Origin of the sequence: Delftia sp. ASV31, assembly GCF_016428765.1 — a bacterium.
GTDB classification, from domain to species: domain Bacteria; phylum Pseudomonadota; class Gammaproteobacteria; order Burkholderiales; family Burkholderiaceae_C; genus Comamonas; species Comamonas acidovorans.
On the sequence record NZ_JAELTK010000001.1, the window covers coordinates 127,749 to 151,708 of the forward strand.

Below are 23,960 nucleotides of genomic sequence, written 5' to 3' on the forward strand. Positions count from 1 at the left end.
GGGCTCAGGAATTTTCGAGGACGATGCCCTCGATCAGGTTGGCCACGTCCTCGCAGCGGTCGGTCACCGTCTCCAGCAGCTCGTAGATGGCCTTGAGCTTGATGACTTCGCGCACATCGGGCTCTTCGCGGAACAGCTTGCTCATGGCCGAGCGCATCACGCGGTCGGCGTCCGATTCGAGGCGGTCGATTTCCTCGCAGGTCTTCATCGCCGCGTCCACCACCGATGGATCGGAGATGCGCGACAGCAGCTTGACCGCATCGCGCAGCCGCTCGCAGCAGCGCACGCACAGGTCGGTCAGGCGCGTGATCTCATCCGTCATGTGGCGCACGTCGTACAGCGCCATGGTCTCGGCCGAGTCCTGGATCAGGTCCGCCACGTCGTCCATGGTGTTGATCAGCGAGTGGATGTGCTCGCGGTCCAGCGGCGTGATGAAGGTCTTGTGCAGCGCCTTGGTGACGTCATGCGTCACGCGGTCGGCGGCACGCTCGGCGTTGTTCACGTCCTCGTTGTACTTCTCGCGAAGATGAGGATCGTTGTAGTTGGCGACAAGCTGCGAGAAGGCATGCGCGGCATCGACGATGCGGTCGGCATGCTGGTTGAACATCTCGAAGAAATTGCCTTCGCGTGGCAATAGTTTGCCAAAAAGCATGAATGCTCCTTACCGGGAAAAGTGGGAACCAGGCGACTCACTGCGTCACATTGCGGATGCTTGGCATGGCTTCCCGGCTTGAACGGGGCGAAGTGTACTCTTGAGTCCCAAGCGCGTTTTTGCGCGCCGGCGCGCTGCCTTGTCAGCCGCTGCGAAAAATAAAATACACCGCGCCCACCATGCACAGGCCAGCCCACAGGAAGTCCCATTTGAGGGGCTGGTTCAGGTAGAGCACGGCAAAAGGCGCGAACACCGACAGCGTGATCACCTCCTGGATGATCTTGAGCTGCGCCACGCTGAACTGCGTGTGGCCTATGCGGTTGGCGGGCACCTGCAGCAGGTACTCGAACAGCGCAATGCCCCAGCTGACAAGGGCTGCCACGTACCAGGGCGACGAGGCGTGGTTCTTCAGGTGCCCATACCAGGCAAATGTCATGAAGACATTGCTCATGGCCAGCAGGACCACGGTCTGCAGCCCGACGGGGATGTGTTGGAGCCAGTTCATGTGAGGTGCGCCCGGGTGCTGGAAGGCCTGAATTATCGCGCCCGCAGCGCCAGAAGTCGGTTTTTCGATTGCTTTCCAAAAATTGCTTTTTTGCGCGAATTTTCTCGAAAAACCTGCTTCATCGCACAGATACGCAACATCCCGCATCGATGGGCATTCGATGAATCTTCATCAAATCGTCATATTTTTGCCATATCCCGTCGGTGGCACGGGACATTCCAGCAACCTCTGCGCAGGCGGCTGCCCCGGAGTTCACTCGCCCAGGTAGGCGGCCCGCACGCGCGGATCGCTGAGCAGGGTCTGGCCGGGCCCGGTCATGGTGATCAGGCCGGACTCCATCACATAGCCGCGATCGGCCAGCGCCAGCGCACGGCTGGCGTTCTGCTCGACCAGCACCAGCGTCACGCCCAGCGCATGCACATCGCGCACCACCTCGAAGATCTTGTCCACCATGATGGGCGACAGGCCCATGGAGGGCTCGTCCAGCAGCAGCACCTTGGGCTGGCTCATCAGCGCGCGCGCCATGGCCAGCATCTGCTGCTCGCCACCCGACATGGTGCCGGCCAGCTGGTCGCGGCGCTCCTTCAGGCGCGGGAAGATGCCGAACATGCGCTCGATGTCGGCGGCAATGCCGGCCTTGTCGTTGCGCGTGTAGGCGCCCATGAGCAGGTTCTCGGTGATGGTCATGCGCGCGAACACGCCGCGCCCCTCCGGCACCATGACCAGGCCCTGGGCCACCAGATCCCAGGCGCCCACGTTGCGGATGCTGCGGCCCAGGTAGTGCACGTCGCCATCCGCCATCTGCAGGCTGCGCGTGACGGCCTTCATGGTCGTGGTCTTGCCCGCCCCGTTGGAGCCGATCAGCGAGACCAGCTCGCCCTGGCGGACCTCGAAATCCACGCCCTTGACGGCCTGAATGCCCCCATAGGCCACCTTCAGTCCATGGACCTTCAACAGCACCGGCGCGGACACGCCCTTGTCTTGCACTTGCTCACCCATGGTTCAGTGTCCTCCGGTGCCCAGATAGGCTTCGATCACCTTGTCGTTCTTCTGCACCTCGGCCGGCGTGCCTTCGGCGATGGGCTTGCCATAGTCCAGCACGGTGACGCGATCGCACAGGCCCATGACCAGCTTCACGTCGTGCTCGATCAGCAAGATGGTGCGCTGGTCCCGGCGGATGCGGTCGATCAGCTCGCGCAGCTGCACCTTCTCGGTGGCGTTCATGCCGGCGGCAGGCTCGTCCAGCGCGATCAGTTGCGGGTCGGTGGCCAGCGCCCGCGCGATCTCCAGGCGGCGCTGGTCGCCGTAGCTCAGCGTACGGGCCTTGAAGTCGGCGTATTTGGAAATACCCACGTAGTCCAGCAGTTCGCGGGCCCGCGCGCGTATCGCGGCTTCCTCGGCCTTGAAGCCGGGCGTGCGGAACACCGCGCCGATCAGGCCCGAATGCGTGCGCAAATGGCGCCCGACCATCACGTTCTCCAGCGCCGTCATCTCGGCAAACAGCCGGATGTTCTGGAAGGTGCGCGCAATGCCGGCCTTGGCCACCTTGTGCACGGCCGAGGGCTCGTAGGCCTTGCCGGCCAGCTCGAAGCTGCCGCTGTCGGGCGTGTACAGGCCCGTGATCACGTTGAAGAAAGTGGTCTTGCCCGCGCCGTTGGGACCGATCAGGCCGTAGACTTGGCCCCGGCCAATGGTCATGCCCACATCGGACAGGGCCTGCAGTCCGCCAAAGCGCTTGGAAATGCCCGAAACCCTGAGCACCGGAGAGGTGGAGCCGTTGTCTGCCGTGTTCGCCATCTGCGTTGTCTCCATGCTCAGGACTGGTGCGGCAGGTTCTTGCCATGCTCGGGCGACGGCCACAGGCCGCGCGGACGCATCAGCATGATGACGATCATGGCCAGTGCGATCAGCAACTGGCGCAGGATGGAGGCGTCAAGCCGCCCGTCGGTCATCTGCTGCAAGGGACCGGCCACATAGCGCAGCACCTCGGGCAGGGCCGACAGCAGCACAGCCCCCAGGATCACGCCCGGCAGATGGCCCAGGCCGCCGAGCACCACCATGGCCACGATCATGATGGACTCCATGAGGCTGAACGACTCGGGCGAGACGAAGCCCTGGAAGGCCGCGAACATGGCGCCCGAGACACCACCGAAGGAAGCGCCCATGCCGAAGGCCAGCAGCTTCATGTTGCGCGTGTTGATGCCCATGGCCTTGGCGGCGATCTCGTCCTCGCGGATGGCCATCCAGGCACGGCCGATGCGCGAGTCCTGCAGGCGCCAGCAGATCACGATGCTGACGAGCACCAGGAAGAGGAACAGGTAGTAGTACAGCGTGACCGAGCTGATGTCGTAGCCGAAGATCTCCTGGCGCTTGGCCAGGTCCAGGCCCAGAATCTTCACCGAGTCGATCTGGCCTATGCCCTTGGGGCCGTTGGTGATGTTGACCGGCTGGTCCAGGTTGTTCATGAAGATGCGGATGATCTCGCCGAAGCCCAGCGTGACGATGGCCAGGTAGTCCCCGCGCAGCTTGAGCACCGGGATGCCCAGCAGTATTCCCGTGATGCCCGCCAGCAGCGCCGCCAGCGGTATCACCAGCCAGATGGAGGTATGCAGCCCGTCAGGGAACATGGCGGCAAAGCCCTCGAAGGTATCCGCCAGATGCGGCGAGGCCATCAGCGCAAACATGTAGGCGCCCACGGCATAGAAGGCCACGTAGCCCAGGTCCAGCAGGCCTGCATAGCCCACCACCACGTTCAGGCCCAGTGCCAGCAGCACATAGAGCAGGGCCAGGTCGGCGATGCGCACCCAGGCATTGCCGAAGTACTGCAGCACCAGCGGCAGCACCATCAGCGCCAGGCCGCCCAGAATCCATTGCACGGTCTTCTTGCTGTTCATGCGGGTCTCCTCAGGCGCGGTCGGCCACACGCTCACCCAGCAGGCCCGAGGGGCGCAGCGTCAGGATGATGATGAGCACGATGAAGGCGAAGATGTCGGTGTAGTGGCTGCCCAATACGCCGCCCGTGAGGTCGCCGATGTAGCCCGAGCCAATGGACTCGATCAGCCCCAGCAGCATGGCGCCGACCACGGCGCCGGCCAGGTTGCCGATGCCGCCGAACACGGCCGCCGTGAAGGCCTTGAGCCCCGGCAGAAAGCCCATGGTGTGGTGGGCCGTGCCGTAGTTGGAGGCGTACATGATGCCCGCGATGGCCGCCAGCACGGCGCCGATGATGAAGGTGGCCGAGATCACCACGTCGGGCTTGACGCCCATCAAGGCCGCCACGCGCGGATTCTCGGCCGTGGCCCGCATGGCGCGCCCGAGCTTGGTGTAGTTGACCAGATAGGTCAGCGATGCCAGCGCGATCGCCGTGACCACCAGCACCAGGATCTGGGTGGGCGTGATCACCGCCGTGCCGATCTCGAAGGGCGTGCTCGGCAGCAGCGTGGGATAGGCCTTGTAGTTGGGCTTCCAGATGATCATGGCCAGCGTCTGCAGCAGCAGCGAGACGCCGATGGCCGTGATCAGCGGCGCCAGGCGCGGGCTGCTGCGCAGGCGGCGGTAGGCCACTTTCTCGATCACGAAATTCAGTGCCGCGGCCACCACGCAGGCGATCACGGTCGCCAGCAGCAGGATCAGCCAGCCCGGCGCACCGGGCATGGCCTCCTGCATCAGGCCTATGCAGCTCCAGCTGGTCAGCGCGCCGACCATGAGCACCTCGCCATGGGCGAAGTTGATGAGCTGGATGATGCCGTACACCATGGTGTAGCCCAGGGCGATCAGGGCGTACATGCTGCCCAGGACCAATCCGTTGATGACCTGCTGAAGCAGTATGTCCATATGCGCTCTCCCCTTAGTCCAGGATGGAGACATTCAGCGTGCCTCGCATCCAAACGAACGGAGCCAGCAATGCCATGGTGGTGGAAGCTCTCCCGCCGCATCCTGGCTTGTGGCCCGGAAACCGCAGGGGATTGGCGATTCTAGGCACCCCCCGGTGGCCTGCAACGCCTTGTTGCAGGGGGGGTTTTCCGAGGCTTTACAAGCCAAACGCTCTTATGTAGCACTGCAGCAATTTGCCGTGGCCAGCATGAACTCCTACCATCAACGGCAGTGCCGCCAGCCCGCGGTGGCCACGGAGAACCCCGATGAAATACCACGGCAGCTGCCACTGCGGCGGCATCGCTTTCGATGTGGAAGGCGAACTCACGCAGGCCATGGCCTGCAACTGCTCCATCTGCGCGCGCAAGGGCGCCCTCATGTGGTTCGTGCCCCGCGAACAACTGCAACTGAGCACGCCCGAGGAGCAGATGCGCACCTACACCTTCCACCGGCACCTGATCCAGCACCGCTTCTGCCCTACCTGCGGCATCCATCCGTTCGGCGAGGCCATCGATCCCCAGGGCCGGCACATGGCGGCCGTCAACGTGCGCTGCCTGGAAGGCGTGGACCCCGAGGCGCTGCGCATCACGCGCTACGACGGGCGATCGGCCTGAGGCTGGCTTCAGGCCCGCAGCGCTTGTTCCTCCACATCGCGCAGGCGGTCCTTGCCGAAGTAGATCTCGTCGCCAACAAAAAAGGTGGGCGATCCAAAAGCGCCACGGTGGAAGGCCTGCTCGGTATTTGCCAGCAGCCGGGCCTTGACTTCGGGTGTCTGGCTTGCGGCGATCAGGGCTGGGGCGTCCAGGCCCGCCCCGGACAGCTCGGTGCCGATCACCTGGGCGTCGTCCATCTTGCAGCCCTTCTCCCACATGCTGGAGAACACCGCATCCACATAACGCTCGAAGCAGCCCAGGCCCTGCGCCGCCACGGCCCCGCGCATGATCTGCAGGGTGTTGACGGGAAAGTGCGGATTCATCCGGAAGCGCGTGAGCCCATGCCTTTGCACGAAGCGCTGCAGTTCCAGCGCCTCATAGGCGCGCTTGTTGGGAATGTCGGCATTCGCCTCGGCCGGTGAGCGGTTGTTGGCCAGCTTGAACAGGCCGCCCAGCAGGACCGGCACATAGTCGAAGCGGATGCCGCTGCGCGCCTCGATTGCGGGGATGACCTGGTGGCAGAGATAGGCGTTGGGGCTGCCGAAGTCGAAGAGAAATTGCACGTTGGGTTTCATGGCACGGCCTGCATCAAATGGGATGGAGCATCGAAGCGAACTGGCTGAAGGGGCTGAAGGGGCGGAAATGGCTGAAGGGCCTACCAGGACTCCATCCAGGGACGGATTTCGGTTTCATGCGTCCAGGCGTCGCGCGGCTGCTGGTGCAGTTGCCAGTAGAGGTCGGCGATGTGGTCGGGATTGAGGATGCCGTCCTGCTGCTTGAGGGCATAGCGCTCGGGAAAGTTGCTCCGGATGAACTCCGTGTCGATGGCGCCGTCGATCACGGGATGCGCCACATGGATGCCCTTGGGCCAGAGCTCGCGCGCCATGCTCTGGGCCAGGGCGCGCAGGCCGTGCTTGGCGCCGGCAAACGCCGCAAAGCCTTCGCGCCCGCGCAGGCTGGCGGTGGCGCCCGTGAAGATGATGGTGCCCCGGCCGCGCGGCAGCATCACCCTGGCCGCCTCCCGCCCCATCAGGAAGCCGGCGAAGCAGGCCATCTCCCAGACCTTGAAGTAGACGCGCGCCGTGGTCTCGGTGATGCCGAAGCGCACGTTGGCGCCGATGTTGAAGACGGCGACCTCGATGGGTGCGATCTCGGCCTCGATCTTCTGCACCAGGGCCACCATTTCCTCTTCCTTGCGCGCGTCGCTGCCAAAACCATGGGCCTGACCGCCGGCAGCGCGGATCTGTTCGACCAGGGGCTGGAGCTTGTCCGCGTCGCGGCGCGTGACGCAGGCGATATAGCCTTCGCGCGCAAAACGCCGGGCGATGGCGCCGCCCGTGGCGTCGCCAGCGCCGATCACGAGAATGGCTTTCTTGTCGGTCATGGGATCTCCGTGGATGATTGGTCAGTTCATTTTTTGAACTAAATGCACGGTAGGTTTAAAATCAGAACCCGTCAAGCGGGGAACTGCCCAATGAAATGGAACGAACTGGAAGAGGAGCGCTGCTCCATCGCACGCACGGTCTCGGTCATCGGCGACCGCTGGACACTGCTGGTGCTGCGCGACTGCTTTCTGGGCATACGCCGTTTTGATGAATTCCTGGGGCGCCTGGGCATTTCACGCCCCATGCTGTCGGACAGGCTGGCCAGGCTGGTCGAGGCAGGCGTGCTCAAGAAGGTGGCCTACCAGGAGGCGCCGGTACGGCACGAGTACCGTCTCACGCCCAAGGGGCTGGACCTGCATCCCGTGGTCATGGCCATCGTGCACTGGGGTGATGTACACATGTCCGGCGAGGAAGGCCGGCCCTTGCTGCACCGGCATACGCTGTGCGGCCACACGTTCGATCCCCTGGTCGTCTGCTCGGAGTGCCACGCCCCCCTGCACGCGCGCGACGTGGCGGTGGAGCCCGGCCCGGGCGCCTAGCCCCGGCACCGGCCTGCCCTCACCGGCTTCGGCTATGCGCCGCCTGCCTCTTCGTCCCACTTGCGCAGCACGGCCAGCTTCTCGCCGATCTTGATCTCCAGGCCCCGGGGCACGGGCTGGTACCAGCCCGGCTCCGCAATGCCTTCGGGCAGATAGGTCTCGCCGGCCGCGTAGGCGTTGGGCTCGTCGTGCGCGTAGCGGTATTCATGGCCGTAGCCCAGCTCCTTCATGAGCTTGGTGGGCGCGTTGCGCAGGTGCACGGGCACCTCGCGGCTCCTGTCCTGCTTCACGAAGGCCCGGGCCTTGTTGTAGGCGTTGTAGCCGGCGTTGCTCTTGGCGGCCATGGCCAGGTAGATGACGGCTTGGCCCAGCGCCAGCTCGCCCTCGGGGCTGCCCAGGCGCTCATAGGTCAGGGCCGCGTCGTTGGCGATCTGCATGGCACGCGGATCGGCCAGGCCGATATCCTCCCAGGCCATGCGCACGATGCGCCGCGACAGGTAGCGCGCATCGGCGCCGCCATCGAGCATGCGCGTGAGCCAGTACAGCGCCGCATCGGGATGGGAGCCGCGCACGGACTTGTGCAGGGCCGAGATCTGGTCGTAGAAGTTGTCGCCGCCCTTGTCGAAGCGCCTGGCATTCAAGGTCAGCGCGTTCTGCACGAACTCGGCATCGATCCGCGTGACGCCCGCAGCGCCGGCCGCCGTCTGGCATTGCTCCAGCAGGTTCAGGAAGCGCCGGGCATCGCCATCGGCATAGCCGACGATGGTGTCCCGCGCCAGGTCGTCGAACTCCAGGCCGCCCAGAGCCTTTTCCTGCGCCCGCTGCAGCAGTTGCCTGAGTTCATCGTCGGTCAGGGACTGCAGCACATAGACCTGCGCACGCGACAGCAGGGCCGAGTTCACCTCGAAGGAAGGGTTTTCCGTGGTGGCGCCGATGAAGGTGACCAGCCCGCTTTCCGCATAGGGCAGCAGCGCATCCTGCTGGGACTTGTTGAAGCGGTGGATCTCGTCCACGAAGAGGATGGTGTGCCGGCCCATGGCCAGGTTCTGCTGCGCCTGCTCCATGGCCGCGCGGATGTCCTTGACCCCGGAGAACACCGCCGACAGCGCAATGAACTCGCACTTGAAGGCCGTGGCCGTGAGCCGGGCCAGCGTGGTCTTGCCCACGCCGGGCGGCCCCCAGAAGATCATGGAATGCGGCTTGCCTGACTGGAAGGCCAGGCGCAGCGGCTTGCCCTCGCCCAGCAGATGGGACTGGCCCACGACCTCGTCCAGGGTCTTGGGCCGCAGGGCTTCGGCCAGTGGTGCGGAGGGCTCCTGGGTGAACAGATCAGCCATGGGCCAGCTCCGTCGCAGGCAGCGCCGCGCAGAAGGCGTTCGGCAGCCCGTGTGCCGGGTGCGCTGCCGAGGGGAACAGATGCAGTTGCAAAACCATGACGCCATTGTCCACGCCATGGCGGCAGCGGGTGCGCCAGCCCCTGATGCCTGTACCTGGCCGCGGGGGATGAAGCCATGGATCGCCAGCCGGGATCCTGGCCATCGCCTGAAGGCATGTCACTTATATGACATGAATGGTTTGCATGCACCTCATCAAGAGCAATCACTGACATTTTTCACCCGCTTCGGGCCGCCGCCCTAAAATGCTGCCCTTTGCGGAGCCGGCCGCGCGGCATGCGCGGCCATCGGGCCTGCGCCATTGCTGCCCCATCCGCTCCGCGCCTCCCACCGTTTCCGGAACTGCCTGCCATGCGGCAAGGCGGGACCTTTTCATTTCTGCATCCATGCAAACACTCAAGACCCGGGACCTTATCGCCCTAGGCTTCATGACCTTTGCGCTGTTCCTCGGCGCGGGCAACATCATCTTTCCGCCCATGGTCGGCCAGGGCGCCGGCGAGCACGCGGCCGCTGCGGCCACGGGCTTTCTGCTCACGGGCGTGGGCCTGCCGTTGCTCACCGTGGTGGCGCTGGCGCGCGTGGGCGGCGGGCTCGATGCGCTGACCTCGCCCGTGGGCCGCAAGGCCGGCATGGTGCTGGGCCTGCTGATCTATCTCATCCTCGGCCCGCTGTTTGCCACGCCGCGCACGGCCACCGTGTCGTTCGAGATGGGCTTTGCGCCCTTCGTGGGCCACAGCAGCACTGCGCTGTTCATCTACTCGGCGGTGTACTTTGTGCTGGTCATGGGCCTGTCCCTGTTCCCCGGCAAGCTGATCGACACCATCGGCAAGCTGATCACGCCCGTGCTGATCCTGGCCCTGGTGGTGCTGGGTGCCGCCGCCGTGCTGCTGCCGGCCGGTGCCGCCACCAGCGCCAGCGGCGACTACCTGGTCGCGCCCCTGACCGAAGGGTTTCTGGAGGGCTACCAGACCATGGACGCGCTGGGCGCCCTGGCCTTCGGCATCGTCATCGTCAACGCCATCCGGGACCGGGGCATCTCCCACACCGGGCTGCAGACGCGCTACGCCATCATCGCGGGCGTGATCGCGGCCGTGGGCCTGGGTCTGGTGTATCTGTCGCTGATCCATCTGGGCGCCACCAGCCAGTCCATCGCCCCGCAGGCGCAGACCGGCGTGCTCATCCTCACGCGCTACGTGGATCACACCTTCGGCCCCATCGGCAGCCTGCTGCTGGCCGTGGTGATTTCCCTGGCCTGCCTGACCACGGCCGTGGGCCTGGTCAGCGCCTGTGGCGCCTACTTCAGCGAGATGCTGCGCCTGCCCTACCGCGCGGTGGTGGTGGCCATTGGGCTGGCGTGCATCCTGGTGTCCAACCAGGGTCTGGCCCAGCTGATCGCCCTGTCCGGCCCCGTGCTGGTGGGCATTTATCCGCTGGCCATCGCCCTGGTGGTGTTGAGCCTGCTGTCAGGCCTGTGGCGCAATGCGCAGCGCGTGTTCGCGCCGGTGCTGGCCGTGGCGCTGGTGTTCGGTCTTGTCGATGCCGCCAAGGCGGCCGGCTGGCAGGACTGGCTGCCGGCCTTCCTGAACAGCCTGCCGGGCAACGGCATGGGCTGGGCCCTGCCCGTGGCAGCCACCCTGGTGCTGGCAGCGCTCCACGACCGGCTGCGCCCGGCCCCGGCCAACGCGTTCAGGCCGTCCTGAAACGCGCCATGAGTTCCACCAGCTGATGGGCCTGCTTGCGCAGGCTCTCGGCGGCCGAACTGGTCTGCTCCACCAGGGCGGCGTTCTGCTGGGTCCCTTCCTCGATGCGGACGATGGCGCTGTTGACGTGGCTCACGCCCGCGCTCTGTTCGCCGCTGGAGTGGCTGATGGCGCCGATCATGCGCGAGACCTTGGCAATCACCTCCTGCACCGAGGCCATGGTCGCACCCGCGCTGTCCACCTCCTCGGCCCCCAGGGCCACGCGCTGGGCGTTGGCCTGGATCAGGTCACGGATTTCCCGCGCAGCGCCCGAGCTGCGCTGGGCCAGCGTGCGCACCTCGGCGGCGACCACGGCAAAGCCCCGGCCCTGTTCGCCGGCCCGCGCGGCCTCCACGGCCGCATTGAGCGCAAGAATATTGGTCTGGAACGCGATGCCGTCGATCACCTCGATGATGCTGACCACGCGCTCGGACGCATCCTGGATGCTGCGCATGGTGCCCACGACGGCCGAGATGGCATCGCCACCGCGCGTGGCGATGTCGCTGGCGGACGAAGCCAGCAGGTTGGCCTTCTCTGCGTGATCGGCATTGCCGCGCACGGTGGAGTCGAGCTGGTCCATGGACGAAGCCGTCATCTGCAGGGCCGATGCCTGCTGCTCGGTGCGCTGGGCCAGGTCGCTGTTGCCGGCCGCGATCTGCGAGCTGGCGGATGCCACCTGCTCCGCATTGCCGCGCACTTCCACGACGATGCTGCGCAGCTGCTCCTGCATGGCACCCAGCGCCCGCAGCAGCTGGCCCAGTTCATCTGGCCCGCCGCTCGCTATGGCATTGGTCAGATGGCCCTGGGCCACCTTCTCGGCCAGCTGGACCGCGCTGCGCAGCGGTGCCACCACGGCACGGGTGATGAGCCAGCCAATGGCCACGCCGGCCACGGCCGCCACCAGCATCAGTACCAGGCTCAGCTCCGTGGCGTGCTTGCCGCTGCTGTAGGCATCGTCGGCCACCGCCTTGCTCTGCGCCGCAATGCCGGCCTTGAGCTGGGAGAGCATCTCGGCCGGCTCGCGGTCCACGCCGCGCACGGCCATGTCGCCTACTGAGGGGTCGAAGCCCGTGGCCTCGAATTTGTCCAGCCCCACGCGGTAGCCTTCGGCCATCTTGCGGTGCTGCGCCACAAAGCCCTGGGCGATCTCGCGCAGGGAAGCATCGTCCACCAGGGCCAGCAAGGCCGCGGTCTTGTCCTGCACGGCGCGCTCATCGGCCAGAAAGCCCTTCCAGTGCTGCTCGCGCAGCGCGTTGTCCGAGCCGCGCAGCAGCACGTTCTTCCATTCCTGGACCTGGGTTTTGAAGTGGCCTTCCACCTCGGCGGCAAGGCGTTCCGCCGCCATGTGGCGCTGGACATCGCCGTGAAAGACGCCTAGGGATCGATGGGCCGACCAGAGTCCGAAGAATCCGGCAGCGAGGGTGAATAGCAGCGCCATGGCAATGGCGAGCGGCAACTTGCGACTGAGGTTCATAAAGGCATGCGAGAGCCGGCCAGCATGTCCTCGGAGGGACGTCGAAACAATCGCTGGCCGCAGGCCGCCATTGTCTCGACGATATTAGGCAAAACCATTACAAAACCTCACAAACTGCGCACTGCAGCCTGCGAACGGCCTGAAGGGTTGCCCCGCGCGGCAGCGCGGCTTACTGCTTGAGCACGTCGGCGCCCGCTGGCACCTTGAACTCGAAAGTCGAGGCCGGCAGGGACGCCTGGGTCTGCAGCTGGCTGAAGCGGATCAGCGAACGCTGGCCAAAGCTGTCGAGAATGTCCAGCGCCGAAAGCTGGCCATCGGCCGCAAAGCCCACGCGCACGCTCTTGAGCTGGCCGTTCTTGTCCTTGGGGCTGGCCTGGACCCATTGCAGGCCATCCTGCTCGGGCGCGGATTGCAGATCGAAGTCGGCGCTCAACGCCTTGAGATCGTTGGCCGACGCCAGGATGGCGGCCGGCGTGCTGCCCAGGGCCTGGGCCTGGGGGCGCTGCGTGACCTGGTTGAGGTCGGCGTCATAAAGCCACAGCGTCTTGCCGTCGGCGACGATGGTCTGCTCGAACGGCTTGGTGTAGGCGAACCTGAACTTGCCGGGACGCTGGAATTCGAATTGGCCGCTGGAGTTCTTGGTGCGCGGCGGCTGGCCATCCTTGGACGGGGCCGTGACGGCCTGGGTGAATTCGGCGCGGCCGGCCTGGGAATTCTTCATGAAGGCTTCCAGGCTCTTGAGGCCATCGGCCCACGAGGCCGTCGCGCTTGCCGCGATCACAACTGCAGTCAACAGACGTTTCATTCTTTCTCCATGATTGCGGGTAAGCGGGCTCATTCCCCGGCGCGCGCGGGCACCAGCACTTCGCGCTGCCCGCTGGCCGTGAGACCGCTGACGAGGCCCGCCTTTTCCATATCTTCCAGCAGGCGCGCCGAGCGGTTGTAACCAATCCTGAGCTTGCGCTGCACATACGAGATGCTGGCCTTGCGGTCCTTGAGGACCACTTCCACGGCCTGGTCGTACATGGGGTCCTTCTCGCCGTTGCCGCCGTCGCCGGACTCCGAGCCGAACTCGCTGTCGCCCTCGGCCGTGCCGCCTTCGAGCACGCCTTCGATGTAGTCTGCCTCGCCCTGCTCCTTGAGATAGCCCACCACGCGGTGCACTTCCTCGTCCGACACGAAGGCGCCGTGCACGCGCACGGGCAGGCCCGTGCCGCTGGCCATGTAGAGCATGTCGCCCATGCCCAGCAGGGATTCGGCGCCCATCTGGTCAAGCACGGTGCGGCTGTCGATCTTGCTGCTGACCTGGAAGGCGATGCGCGTGGGGATGTTGGCCTTGATCAGGCCGGTGATCACGTCCACGCTGGGGCGCTGGGTGGCCAGGATCAGGTGGATGCCGGCCGCGCGGGCCTTCTGGGCCAGGCGCGCAATCAGCTCCTCGATCTTCTTGCCGACCACCATCATCAGGTCGGCCAGCTCGTCGATGACGATGACGATGTGCGGCAGGCGCTGCAGAGGCTCGGGCTCCTCGGGCGTGAGGCTGAAGGGGTTGGGAATGGATTCCTCGCGCGCCTTGGCCTCGTCGATCTTGGTGTTGTAGCCCGCCAGATTGCGCACGCCCAGCTTGCTCATGAGCTTGTAGCGGCGCTCCATCTCGGCCACGCACCAGTTCAGGCCATTGGCGGCCTGCTTCATGTCGGTGACCACGGGGCACAGCAGGTGAGGAATGCCTTCGTAGACCGACATTTCCAGCATCTTGGGGTCGATCATCAGCAGGCGCACATCACGGGCCTCGGCCTTGTACAGCAGCGACAGGATCATGGCGTTGATCCCCACCGACTTGCCCGAACCCGTGGTGCCGGCCACCAGCACGTGCGGCATCTTGGCCAGATCGGCCACGACCGGATTGCCCACGATGTCCTTGCCCAGGCCCATGGTCAGCATGCTCTTGGCGTCGTGGTAGACCTGCGAGCCCAGCACCTCGGACAGGCGGATGGACTGGCGCTTGGCATTGGGCAGCTCCAGCGCCATGAAATTCTTGCCGGGAATCGTCTCGATCACGCGGATGGACACCAGGGACAGCGAGCGCGCCAGATCCTTGGCCAGGTTCACGATCTGCGAGCCCTTGACGCCCGTGGCCGGCTCGATCTCGTAGCGCGTGATCACGGGGCCGGGCATGGCGGCGACCACATGCACATCGACACCAAAGTCCTTGAGGCGCTTTTCGATCAGCCGGCTGGTCATCTCCAGCGTTTCGGGCGAGACGCTTTCCTGGCGCTGCTGCGCCGCATCGAGCAGATCCACCTGGGGCAGCTTGCTGTCGGGCAGTTCGGAGAACAGGGGCTTCTGGCGCTCCTTGACCACGCGCACGCTGGGTAGCGCAGCCTCCTGGAGCACGGGTTCGATGATCTGCACGGGCTGCGGGTGCTGCACGGCGCTTTCCGTGCGCTCTTCCTGCACCACTTCCTCGCGCTCGCGCGCAGCGCGGCGGCCTGCGGCTTCGTCCCGGGCCTTTTCACGGCGCGCAAAAAGAAAGAGCACCCAGCCGTCCAGGCGTGCGCCCATGGACTCGGCCAGATGACCCCAGGAAAAGCGGAACACCATGGCCAGGCCGATCACGGCCACGCAGATGCCGATCAGGCCCGAGCCCATGAAGCCGAGCCACTGCAGGCTGTGGTACCCCAGCATGTAGCCGAAGACGCCGCCGGCCGGGCCGGGCAGCACGCTCTCGAAGCGGTACAGGCGCGTCCACTCCAGTGCGCAGCTCGCACCCAGCAGCAGCAGCAGCCCGCCCCAAAAGCGCAGGCGTCGGCGCCACAGGGGCGGCAGTGGCACACCGTCGCGCGGCACGCCGCCGCGCAGCCAGCGCGCAAAGGAAGACAGCCAGGTCTGCAGCGAGGCCAGCACCAGCCACCAGACCGACATGCCGAAACCGAAATAGCAGGCGTCGGCCAGCCAGGCTCCGACGCGGCCCATCCAGTTGGCGACCAGGCGCGCGTGTCCCGCCCCGGAGGTGGACCACGCTGGATCCTGGGGCGAGTAGCTGAGCATGGAGGCAAGCCAGAACACCAGGGCCAGCAGCCCCGCCAGCAGCAGCATTTCGTGGCCGAAGCGCGCCACCATGCCGGGGCGCGCCGCAGACCTGGATTTGCCCTTGGCGGATGTGGAAGCGTTCAGAGCGTTCAATGAGTAAGTCATACGCAGGCGGGAGCTTACCCCAGCCCCCTCGGACTGGCCGCAAAAACAGCCAGGGCGACCCGCAAGCGTAATGCAAGCACTTGCAACAGAGCATGACACCGCCGCATGACGGCGCCACGTCGATCATTTTTGACAATCCGGGCCATTGATCCATATGGCAACGGGAACCTGACTGCGGAGCGATACTCCACAGCTGTTTCCGATGTATCTTTTTTTTCTGCACGCCGGCTGCCGGCGTGCGCCTTTTTCAAGAACTGCATCCATGTCTTCTACCCAACACGCCAAAGTCCTGATCCTAGGCTCCGGCCCTGCCGGCTACACGGCCGCCATCTATGCCGCGCGCGCCAACCTCAACCCGCTGCTGGTGACTGGCATGGCCCAGGGCGGCCAGCTGATGACGACGACCGAGGTGGACAACTGGCCTGCAGACGTGAACGGCGTGCAGGGCCCCGAGCTGATGCAGCGTTTTCTGGAGCACGCAGAGCGCTTCAAGACCCAGGTGGTGTTCGACCACATCCACAGCGTCGATTTCTCCAAGCGCCCCTTCACGCTGACCGGCGATTCCGGCACCTATACCTGCGACAGCCTGATCATCGCCACCGGCGCCTCGGCCAAGTACCTGGGCCTGCCTTCCGAAGAGGCCTTCATGGGCCGCGGTGTCTCCGGCTGCGCCACCTGCGACGGTTTCTTCTACCGTGAGCAGCCCGTGTGCGTGGTCGGCGGCGGCAACACGGCCGTCGAGGAAGCCCTGTACCTGTCCAACATCGCCAGCAAGGTCACCCTGGTGCACCGCCGCGACAAGTTCAAGGCCGAGCCCATCCTCGTGGACAAGCTCATGGACAAGGTCCGGGCCGGCAAGATCGAGCTCAAGACCCACTTCGTGCTCGAAGAGGTGCTGGGCGACCAGTCCGGCGTGACCGGCATCCGCATCAAGAGCACCCAGGACGGCCATGCCGAGGACATCCAGCTGCAGGGCTGCTTCATCGCCATCGGCCATGCGCCCAACACCGAGATCTTCAAGGGCCACCTGGAGATGGACGAGACCGGCTACATCATCACTCAGGGCGGCCTCAAGGGCTTTGCCACGCAGACCAGCGTGCCCGGCGTGTTCGCGGCCGGCGACGTGCAGGACCACGTCTACCGCCAGGCCATCACCAGCGCCGGCACGGGCTGCATGGCCGCGCTGGACGCCCAGCGCTTCCTCGAACAGGAATAAGCAGGACGCCACCCTGCCCGCCCTGCTCTCCCGCAGGGCGGCAAAAGCCCCTGGCTGCAGCCGTGTTTGGCTGGCCCAGGGGCTTTTCTCATGGAGACGCTATAATCCGTGGCTTTGCTGAATTTGAAGCGCGCCTTGCTTGCATGGCCAGGACACTTTCAGCATGGGGTTACCGCCACCCTTTATGGCGAGGTGAGGTTGCCGGCAAGCCATGCAGCAAATGCAGGGCATCAGCGTCGGCGGCTGTACAACTATCGGAGTGTCCTCATGGCACGCGTATGTGAAGTAACGGGCAAGAAGCCCATGGTGGGAAACAACGTTTCCCACGCCAACAACAAGACCAAGCGTCGTTTCCTGCCCAACCTGCAATACCGCCGTTTCTGGGTTGAGAGCGAAAACCGTTGGGTGCGCCTGCGCGTTTCCAGCGCTGCTCTGCGCCTGATCGACAAGAACGGTATCGACTCCGTGCTCGCAGACCTGCGTGCCCGTGGCCAAGCCTAAATCCCTCAAGGAGAAACACCATGGCTGCTAAAGGCGGACGCGAAAAGATCAAGCTGGAATCCACTGCAGGAACCGGCCACTTCTACACCACGACCAAGAACAAGAAGACAATGCCCGAGAAGATGGCGATCATGAAGTTTGATCCCAAGGCTCGCAAGCACGTCACGTACAAGGAAATCAAGCTGAAGTAATTCAGCCTGTTCCCGGTACCGACAAAAAACCGCCCGGCGCAAGCCCGGCGGTTTTTTTGCGTCCGCTTTGTGTTGGCTTTGTGCCCGCTTTGCGTCCGTTTTACGTCTGTTTTTCGCCTGTCACCCACTGCGCGCCGGCTGACCCAGCTGCGCACAGGCCATGGCACCCAGCTCGCGGCAGGCCTGCTCGATCACGGCATCCACCGGCAGGGTGCAGCCCAGGCGCATGCAGTGCTCGTAGCGCCCCGAGTTCGAGAACATGCTGCCCGGCGCCGTGCGGATGCCGCGCGCCAGCGCCTGCGTGAACAGCGCGGACGTGGACACGCCAGCCGGAAACTCCAGCCACAGGCTGAGCCCGCCGGGCGGCAGGCTCAGCCGCGTGCCCAGCGGGAAAAACCGCGCCACCAGCTGCGCCATGCCTTCACGCTGGCGCCGCAACTGCTGCTTGAGGCGCTGCAGATTGCGCAGATGCGCGGGCGAGCCCACGCAGGCGGCCGCCAGCAACTGGGCCAGGGTCTGGGTGCCCCGGCTGCGCGCGAACTTGAGCATCTGCACCCGCCCATGCCACTGGCCAGCGTTCATCCAGCCCTGGCGCAGGCCCGGCGCCATGCTCTTGTTGAAGGCCTCGCAATAGATGACATGGCCCGGCAGGCGATCCCAGGCCTTGATGGGGCGCACGGGCTGGCTGCTTTCCACGAACAGTCCATAGGAGTCGTCCTCGATCAATGCCACGCCGTGGGCACCGCACAGATCGACCAGCCTGGCCTTGTGCTCATCGGGAATGCGCGTACCCAGCGGCATCTGCAGCTCGGGCACGACCACCACGGCCTTCAGGCGCGGCTGGGTCTGCAGGGCCAGCTCCAGCGCCTCGATGGACAGGCCGGTGCGCGGGCTGCAGGGAATCTCCAGCGCCTGCATCTGCAAGGACTCCACCACCTGCAGCAGGCCGTAGTAGGTCGGCGACTCCACGGCCACCACGTCGCCGGGCGAGGCCACGGCGGCCAGCGCCAGGCTCACGGCCTCGGAATTGCCCGTGGTCGCCAGCACATCGGCCGGTGCCACATGGATGCCCGCCGCCAACGCGCGCCGCGCCATGGCGCGCTGGAAATCGGGGTGACTGCCCATCATGGAGCGCCCCAGCACCAACAGGTCGGGCTGCTCGCGCAGCAGCCGGGCGGCGGCCTGGTTCAGGTAGCCGCGATCGAACAGTTCGGGCGGCGGCGTGGCACCGCCCAGGTCCACGCGCACGTCGGCCTGGCGGCCGCGCTCCAGCATCAGGGAAATGTGTTCATTGATGCCTGCGAAGTGCGGCTGCGGCAGCGGTTGCACCGGCTGGCTCAGGTCGGGCTCGCTGGCCGGGGCCAGGCCTGCAGGCCGGGCATCGCGCACGAAGTAGCCCACGCGCGGGCGGGCTTCGAGCTGGCCCAGGTCCTCCAGATGCCGCAGCGTCTGCAGCGCCGTGGACAGGCTGACCTCATGGCGGCGCATCAGCTCGCGCACGGAAGGCATGCGCTCGCCCGCCTTGAGCGTGCCCAGTTCCATGGCCAGGCTGTAGTCGGCCGCCAGGCGGCGGTACAGGGTCGGAGAGGCGCTTGCAAGGGTCATGGAGCAGATGGAGAACGAATCGGGGACGAGAGGACTTGCCCGCGATCTTGCCTCAATGCGCTGTTACGCAACAGATACAGATCCATGGACCACAAAGCACAACAGATCCACCGCCATCTGCACTGCTGCGATGCAACAAGCCGCGGGCTGTGCCTGTGCCGATGAAGGCCGCATGCCTACGCTTGAGGGCCTGGAATCACAGGACACAGACCATGCACAACGCCGACACCCGCTCCTTCGAACTGCGCCATCTTGCCCCCGGCAACGATCTTCACCTGCATGTGCTGGAGGGCAGTGAACTGTTCTGCCGCCACGGCCCGCTGGAAATCACCGCCCCGCAACAGGCCTGGGCGGATGGGGTGCCCGCACCGGCCTTCAGACTGCAGCCGGGCCAGGGCTGGCGTGCGGGCGCCGACCTGCAGATACGGGTCCGCTCCTTGTCCCAGGCCATGGCAAGCATGGAACTGCGGCAGAGCCCCACGGCAAAAAGCCGCATCGCCTCCGAAGAGGGGATGCGGCCCCGGGCATGGTCGGTTGCCGGCTGGCTTCGCGGCCTCAGGCGTGGGCAGCGCGCAGCTTGACGGAGAACTCCTTGAGCGCGGCAATGCCGCTGGCCTCGGCGCGATGGCACCAGGCCTGCAGATGGGCCGTCAGTTGCTCGCGCGACAGCGAGGTGTTCAGCCACAGCTGGCGCAGCTCCTCGCGCATGACCAGCATCTGGTCGAGCACGGGGTGGGCTGCGCGCGCCTGGGCCAGTTGCCCCTGTGCCTGGGCAGGCACCTTGTCGGCATCGCGGTGCAGCCAGCGGCGCGCCGTCCTGAGCAGGGACAGGTCGGCCTGCCGGGCCTTGCGCTGCTTGAGCGCATCGAGCTCGATCTGCACGGCGGCGCGCACGCCGCGCGCATAGCGGGCCATGACCTCGTAGCGGTTGGCGATCACGGCCTCCAGCGTCTTTTCGTCGGCCACGGGCTTGACGGCGCCCATGACCAGCCGCGGCGCCGTCTTCTTGACCTTGGCCCAGCCCAGCTTCTGCATGGCGCTGATGTAGACCCAGCCCACGTCGAACTCATAGCGCTTGACCGAGAACTTCGCGGAGGTCGGGTAGGTATGGTGGTTGTTGTGCAGTTCCTCGCCGCCAATGATCAGGCCCCAGGGCACGAGGTTGGTGCTGGCATCCTGGGCCTCGAAGTTGCGGTAGCCCCAGAAATGACCCAGGCCGTTGACCACGCCGGCAGCCCAGAACGGAATCCAGGCCATCTGCACGGCCCAGATCGTCAGTCCGATGGCGCCGAACAGCAGCACATTGATGATCAGCATCAGCGAAGGGCCCCAGATCGAATGCCGGCTGTAGAGATGGCGCTCGATCCAGTCGTCGGGCGTGCCGTGGCCGAACTTCCTGAGTGTCTCGGCGTTCGCCGCCTCTTCGCGGTACAGCTCCGCACCCTGGCGCATCACGGTGTCCAGGCCACGTGTCTGCGGGCTGTGGGGGTCGTCCTCGGTTTCGCACTTGGCATGGTGCTTGCGGTGGATGGCCACCCACTCCCTGGTGACCATGCCCGTGCCCAGCCACAGCCAGAAACGGAAGAAGTGCGAAGGAACCGGCCCCAGGTCCAGCGAGCGGTGGGCCTGGCAGCGGTGCAGGAAGATGGTGACGCCCGCAATGGTGATGTGGGTGGTGACCAGGGCGTACAGGAGCAGCTGCCACCACGACAGCTGCCACAGGCCATGGGCCATCCAATCCACGGCGAGGTTCCAAACCGATCCGAAATCCAGCGACATAACCGAAGCCTTTGACAAGGCGGCGCCCAGTGGCACCGATGCCTCAATTTTAGGCGATGCGCCTACAAAGGCATTCGGCAATCTCCTGCGATTTACAGCTTATTGCGTCTGCAAGTTACGGCTTCCGAGTCCAAACGGCGGCGAAAAATCCGTCCGTCTCATGGCGCTGCGGCCACAGGCGCAGGTACTGCGTGCCGGTCTCGCCGCCGCTGCACAGCGCATCGCCCTGCTCCACCTTGAGCTGGGCCAGCAGTTCGCCGGCATCCATGGCCACGAAGTCAGAGTGCTCTGCTGCAAAGGCCTCGGCGATGGCTTCGTTTTCCTGCGGCAGGACCGAACAGGTGGCATAGACCAGGCGCCCACCCGGCTTGACCAGACGCGCTGCACTGGCCAGGATGGCCGCCTGCTTTTGCGTGAGCTCCTCGATGGCCTTGGCCGACTGGCGCCACTTGAGGTCGGGATTGCGGCGCAGCGTGCCCAGGCCCGAGCAGGGCGCATCGACCAGCACGCGGTCGATCTTGCCGGCCAGGCGCTTGACGCGGTCGTCGCGCTCATGGGCGATGGCCGCAGGGTGCACATTCGACAGACCCGAGCGCGCCAGGCGCGGCTTCAGGGCTTCGAGCCGGTGGCCGGACACATCGAAGGCGTACAGGCGCCCCGTGCTGCGCATGGACGCGCCAATGGCCAGGGTCTTGCCGCCTGCGCCGGCGCAGAAATCGACCACCATTTCGCCGCGCTTGGCGTCCAGCATCAGCGCCAGCAGTTGGGAGCCTTCATCCTGCACCTCGATGGCGCCGCGCGTGAACGCGTCCAGCCGGGCCAGCGCGGGCTTGCCCTGCACGCGCAGGCCCCAGGGCGAGTACGGCGTGGCTTCGGCGGCGATGCCGGCATCGGCCAGTTCCTTTTGCACATCGGCGCGCTTGGCGTTCAGCGCATTGACGCGCAGATCCAGCGGTGCGGCCTGCTCCATGCTCTGGGCAAAGGCCCAGAAATCTTCACCCAGCTGCTGCTTGAGCGGCGCGACCAGCCACTCGGGCAGGTTGTGGCGGTGCGGCTCCATCAGCTCATCGGGGCGCACGGCATCGCATGCGTCCAGCCATTGCAGTTCCTGGGGGGACAGCGCCGCGCGCGCAAAGCCGAGCGCCTCCTTGACGCCCTGCTCGGACTTGCCGGCCACGCGGGCCAGGGCTTCCTGGCTATGGGTAAAACCCAGGATGGCCAGCCTGCGCTCACGCGAGCCGCTGCCAGAACGTGCCAGGCTCTCAAAAAGCAGCTTCTTACGCAGCACGGTGTAGGCGGTTTCGGCCAGCGCGGCACGCTCGCGCGGGCCCAGGTTGCGGTTTTCACGGAAAAAGCGTGACACCACGGCGTCGGCCGGGTGTTCGAAAGTCAGGGTGCGCTTGACCAGTTCGGCGCAGGCGTCGAGAAGCTGTTTGGGATGCATGGGCGCAATTGTCCCACTGCCTTGCAAATCCGAGAGGGCCACAGGTCGGAACCCGAAGCAACGCCGGGCTGGCGCAGCTACCATGGCGCCCCATGACCGACGACGACCTGCCACCCCTGATCTCCACGCCCCCGGGCCTGTACCGCCACTACAAGGGCGCCCCCTACGAAGTGCTTGCCACCGTGCGCCACAGCGAGACGCGCGAGTCCATGACGCTGTATCGCGCGCTCTATGGCGAGCGCGGCCTGTGGGTGCGGCCTGCCGCCATGTTCAATGAAACCGTGGTCATCGACGGCGTGGAGCAGCCCCGCTTTGCACGCTGCCCCGAAGTGGAGCAGCAGGCCTTTCAGAGCGAGGGCCTGTGAGCAGACCCTAGCCCCGCATCAACTGCGCCACCGCGCGCGGGTAGATGAGGTGCTCCTGCACCAGCACGCGCGCGGCCAGCGCCTGGGCCGTGTCGCCGGGCAGCACGGGCACCACGGCCTGCTCCAGGATGGGGCCCACATCCAGCTCGGCCGTAACGCGGTGCACGGTGCAGCCGGCAAAGCGGCAGCCTGCATCGATCGCCCGCTGGTGCGTGTGCAGACCCGTGAAGGCGGGCAGCAGCGAGGGGTGGATGTTGATCATGCGTCCCTCGTAATGCGCCACGAAGCCCGGCGTGAGGATGCGCATGAAGCCGGCCAGCACGATCAGCGAAGGCGCGTGGCGGTCGATCACCTGGGCCAGCTCGGCATCGAAGGCCTCGCGGCTGGGAAACGGGCGGTGGTCCAGCACCTCGGTGGCAATACCTTGCTCGCGCGCGAAAACAAGGCCCGAGGCCTCGGCCTTGTTGCTGACCACGGCGGCCACGCGGGCGCCGTAACGCCGCGCCCAGTCCTGTTGCTGCGAAGCACGCACAATGGCAGCCATGTTCGAGCCGCCGCCCGAGATCAGGATCACGATATTTTTCATGGGCGGCGATTGTCGCACCGCAGGCCGCGCGGCCTGCGCCAGCCCCGGCAAGGCCCATGGCCCTGCCGGGCCTTGTCACCTCTTCCGTTCAGACCCCCATGCCATTCGATCCCCGCACCACCCCCCTGACCGCTGTCGAAGCCCGCGTGCTGGCCACCCTGATGGAGAAGGCGCGCACCGTGCCCGACAGCTACCCGCTCACGCTCAACGCGCTGGTCACGGGCTGCAACCAGAAAAGCAGCCGTGATCCGGTGATGGAAGTCAGCGAAGGCGAGGCCCAGGAAGCGCTGGACAGCCTGCGCCTGCGCACCATGTCCGTACAGATCAGCAGCGCGCGCGCCACGCGCTGGGAGCACAACTTCCCGCGCGGCGTGGGAGTGCCCGACCAGAGTGCCGTGCTGCTGTCCCTGCTGATGCTGCGCGGCCCGCAGACGGCGGGCGAGCTGCGCATCAACTCCGAGCGCTGGCACCGCTTCGCCGACATCTCCTCGGTCGAAGCCTTCCTGGAAGAGCTGCGCGAACGCAGCGAGGAAAAAGGCGGCCCGCTGGTCGTGCTGCTGCCACGCGCGCCTGGCGCACGCGAGCAGCGCTGGGCGCATCTGCTGTGCGGCCCCGTGGACGTGAACGCCATGGCCCAGCCCCCCGCTGCAGCAGGCGCACGCGGCGATGCCCTGGCCCAGCGCGTGGTCGATCTCGAAGCCCAAGTACAGCAATTGCAGGCACGTCTTGCGCATGTCTATGCACAGTTGGGGCTGGAGGAGCCCGGCCAATCCAGCTGATCGCCTGCACTCAGGCAGCCCCAGCAGCAAGCCCCGGACGGCCTCGCCGCCCGGGGCTTGTTGCATCAGGGATTGCCATAGG

25 protein-coding genes are annotated in these 23,960 nt (G+C 65.9%); 9 read left to right on the forward strand and 16 right to left on the reverse strand.

Annotation, left to right across the window (positions count from 1 at the left end; all coding sequences use genetic code 11):
- Positions 1-4: 4 nt before the first annotated feature.
- The 6 genes from JHD82_RS00575 to JHD82_RS00600 form a co-directional block, all read right to left on the reverse strand.
- Positions 5-652: a DUF47 domain-containing protein gene (locus JHD82_RS00575; RefSeq protein ID WP_012207147.1), complete on the reverse strand. Its 648-nt coding sequence runs from the start codon at positions 650-652 to the stop codon at positions 5-7.
- A gap of 142 nt (positions 653-794) precedes the next feature.
- On the reverse strand, positions 795-1,157 hold the full coding sequence (locus JHD82_RS00580) for a DMT family protein (protein ID WP_012207148.1): 363 nt from the start codon (positions 1,155-1,157) through the stop codon (positions 795-797).
- Positions 1,158-1,409: 252 nt separating this feature from the next.
- The gene (locus tag JHD82_RS00585) at positions 1,410-2,156 is read right to left on the reverse strand and encodes an ABC transporter ATP-binding protein (RefSeq protein ID WP_096913852.1); all 747 of its coding nucleotides are present in this window, start codon (positions 2,154-2,156) and stop codon (positions 1,410-1,412) included.
- A 3-nt stretch (positions 2,157-2,159) separates the two neighbouring features.
- Positions 2,160-2,954: an ABC transporter ATP-binding protein gene (locus JHD82_RS00590; protein ID WP_199135117.1), complete on the reverse strand. Its 795-nt coding sequence runs from the start codon at positions 2,952-2,954 to the stop codon at positions 2,160-2,162.
- Positions 2,955-2,971: 17 nt separating this feature from the next.
- A complete protein-coding gene (locus JHD82_RS00595) occupies positions 2,972-4,051 on the reverse strand; it encodes an ABC transporter ATP-binding protein (protein ID WP_012207151.1) in 1,080 nt (359 codons plus the stop codon).
- 10 nt (positions 4,052-4,061) lie between these two features.
- Entirely contained in the window at positions 4,062-4,991 is a 930-nt protein-coding gene (locus JHD82_RS00600; protein ID WP_012207152.1) for a branched-chain amino acid ABC transporter permease, read from the reverse strand.
- A gap of 305 nt (positions 4,992-5,296) precedes the next feature.
- Here JHD82_RS00600 and JHD82_RS00605 point away from each other — a divergent pair, with 305 nt between their 5' ends.
- On the forward strand, positions 5,297-5,644 hold the full coding sequence (locus JHD82_RS00605; protein WP_012207153.1) for a GFA family protein: 348 nt from the start codon (positions 5,297-5,299) through the stop codon (positions 5,642-5,644).
- Between the two features lie 8 nt (positions 5,645-5,652).
- Here JHD82_RS00605 and JHD82_RS00610 read toward each other — a convergent pair whose 3' ends face one another.
- Complete coding sequence (locus JHD82_RS00610) at positions 5,653-6,258, reverse strand: 2-hydroxychromene-2-carboxylate isomerase (RefSeq protein WP_012207154.1); 606 nt, start codon at positions 6,256-6,258, stop codon at positions 5,653-5,655.
- An 80-nt stretch (positions 6,259-6,338) separates the two neighbouring features.
- Complete coding sequence (locus JHD82_RS00615) at positions 6,339-7,067, reverse strand: SDR family oxidoreductase (protein WP_013800921.1); 729 nt, start codon at positions 7,065-7,067, stop codon at positions 6,339-6,341.
- A gap of 90 nt (positions 7,068-7,157) precedes the next feature.
- Here JHD82_RS00615 and JHD82_RS00620 point away from each other — a divergent pair, with 90 nt between their 5' ends.
- Complete coding sequence (locus JHD82_RS00620) at positions 7,158-7,607, forward strand: helix-turn-helix domain-containing protein (RefSeq protein ID WP_199135118.1); 450 nt, start codon at positions 7,158-7,160, stop codon at positions 7,605-7,607.
- A gap of 32 nt (positions 7,608-7,639) precedes the next feature.
- On the opposite strand, the gene JHD82_RS00625 is transcribed toward JHD82_RS00620, so the two are convergent.
- A complete protein-coding gene (locus JHD82_RS00625) occupies positions 7,640-8,944 on the reverse strand; it encodes a replication-associated recombination protein A (protein ID WP_199135119.1) in 1,305 nt (434 codons plus the stop codon).
- A gap of 443 nt (positions 8,945-9,387) precedes the next feature.
- Between JHD82_RS00625 and brnQ the strand changes: the two genes are divergently transcribed.
- A complete protein-coding gene (gene brnQ, locus JHD82_RS00630; RefSeq protein ID WP_065345602.1) occupies positions 9,388-10,701 on the forward strand; it encodes a branched-chain amino acid transport system II carrier protein in 1,314 nt (437 codons plus the stop codon).
- On the opposite strand, the gene JHD82_RS00635 is transcribed toward brnQ, so the two are convergent.
- The 3 genes from JHD82_RS00635 to JHD82_RS00645 all read right to left on the reverse strand — a co-directional run bounded on the left by JHD82_RS00635 (position 10,688) and on the right by JHD82_RS00645 (position 15,412).
- The gene (locus JHD82_RS00635) at positions 10,688-12,214 is read right to left on the reverse strand and encodes a methyl-accepting chemotaxis protein (RefSeq protein ID WP_199135120.1); all 1,527 of its coding nucleotides are present in this window, start codon (positions 12,212-12,214) and stop codon (positions 10,688-10,690) included. The two genes, brnQ and JHD82_RS00635, sit on opposite strands and share 14 nt — an antisense overlap.
- 169 nt (positions 12,215-12,383) lie before the next feature.
- Entirely contained in the window at positions 12,384-13,019 is a 636-nt protein-coding gene (lolA, locus tag JHD82_RS00640; protein WP_199135121.1) for an outer membrane lipoprotein chaperone LolA, read from the reverse strand.
- Positions 13,020-13,048: 29 nt separating this feature from the next.
- Positions 13,049-15,412, reverse strand: coding sequence for a DNA translocase FtsK (locus JHD82_RS00645; RefSeq protein ID WP_100566215.1), 2,364 nt, complete (start codon positions 15,410-15,412; stop codon positions 13,049-13,051).
- A 262-nt stretch (positions 15,413-15,674) separates the two neighbouring features.
- Between JHD82_RS00645 and trxB the strand changes: the two genes are divergently transcribed.
- From trxB to rpmG, 3 genes are all read left to right on the forward strand, one after another.
- Positions 15,675-16,628: a thioredoxin-disulfide reductase gene (trxB, locus tag JHD82_RS00650; RefSeq protein ID WP_034396780.1), complete on the forward strand. Its 954-nt coding sequence runs from the start codon at positions 15,675-15,677 to the stop codon at positions 16,626-16,628.
- 267 nt (positions 16,629-16,895) lie between these two features.
- Positions 16,896-17,129 carry a 50S ribosomal protein L28 gene (rpmB, locus tag JHD82_RS00655; RefSeq protein ID WP_012207163.1) on the forward strand — a complete coding sequence of 78 codons (234 nt, stop codon included), beginning with the start codon at positions 16,896-16,898 and terminating at the stop codon, positions 17,127-17,129.
- 20 nt (positions 17,130-17,149) lie between these two features.
- On the forward strand, positions 17,150-17,320 hold the full coding sequence (gene rpmG / locus JHD82_RS00660) for a 50S ribosomal protein L33 (protein ID WP_012207164.1): 171 nt from the start codon (positions 17,150-17,152) through the stop codon (positions 17,318-17,320).
- Positions 17,321-17,440: 120 nt separating this feature from the next.
- Here the strand turns inward: rpmG and JHD82_RS00665 are convergent, their stop codons facing one another.
- Positions 17,441-18,925 (reverse strand): PLP-dependent aminotransferase family protein, encoded by a 1,485-nt coding sequence (locus JHD82_RS00665; RefSeq protein ID WP_012207165.1) that lies wholly within the window; start codon positions 18,923-18,925, stop codon positions 17,441-17,443.
- A gap of 212 nt (positions 18,926-19,137) precedes the next feature.
- Here JHD82_RS00665 and JHD82_RS00670 point away from each other — a divergent pair, with 212 nt between their 5' ends.
- Positions 19,138-19,506: a hypothetical protein gene (locus JHD82_RS00670; protein ID WP_199135122.1), complete on the forward strand. Its 369-nt coding sequence runs from the start codon at positions 19,138-19,140 to the stop codon at positions 19,504-19,506.
- Here JHD82_RS00670 and JHD82_RS00675 read toward each other — a convergent pair.
- Both JHD82_RS00675 and JHD82_RS00680 read right to left on the reverse strand, forming a co-directional pair.
- Complete coding sequence (locus JHD82_RS00675) at positions 19,481-20,704, reverse strand: fatty acid desaturase (protein WP_199135123.1); 1,224 nt, start codon at positions 20,702-20,704, stop codon at positions 19,481-19,483. The genes JHD82_RS00670 and JHD82_RS00675 overlap by 26 nt on opposite strands.
- A 115-nt stretch (positions 20,705-20,819) precedes the next feature.
- Complete coding sequence (locus JHD82_RS00680) at positions 20,820-22,148, reverse strand: RsmB/NOP family class I SAM-dependent RNA methyltransferase (protein ID WP_088163924.1); 1,329 nt, start codon at positions 22,146-22,148, stop codon at positions 20,820-20,822.
- Between the two features lie 92 nt (positions 22,149-22,240).
- Between JHD82_RS00680 and JHD82_RS00685 the strand changes: the two genes are divergently transcribed.
- Positions 22,241-22,513 (forward strand): DUF1653 domain-containing protein, encoded by a 273-nt coding sequence (locus tag JHD82_RS00685; protein ID WP_063328182.1) that lies wholly within the window; start codon positions 22,241-22,243, stop codon positions 22,511-22,513.
- Between the two features lie 7 nt (positions 22,514-22,520).
- Here JHD82_RS00685 and purN read toward each other — a convergent pair whose 3' ends face one another.
- The gene (purN, locus tag JHD82_RS00690) at positions 22,521-23,099 is read right to left on the reverse strand and encodes a phosphoribosylglycinamide formyltransferase (RefSeq protein WP_012207170.1); all 579 of its coding nucleotides are present in this window, start codon (positions 23,097-23,099) and stop codon (positions 22,521-22,523) included.
- 98 nt (positions 23,100-23,197) lie between these two features.
- Here purN and JHD82_RS00695 point away from each other — a divergent pair, with 98 nt between their 5' ends.
- The gene (locus JHD82_RS00695) at positions 23,198-23,878 is read left to right on the forward strand and encodes a YceH family protein (protein WP_043783684.1); all 681 of its coding nucleotides are present in this window, start codon (positions 23,198-23,200) and stop codon (positions 23,876-23,878) included.
- Positions 23,879-23,960 lie beyond the last annotated feature (82 nt).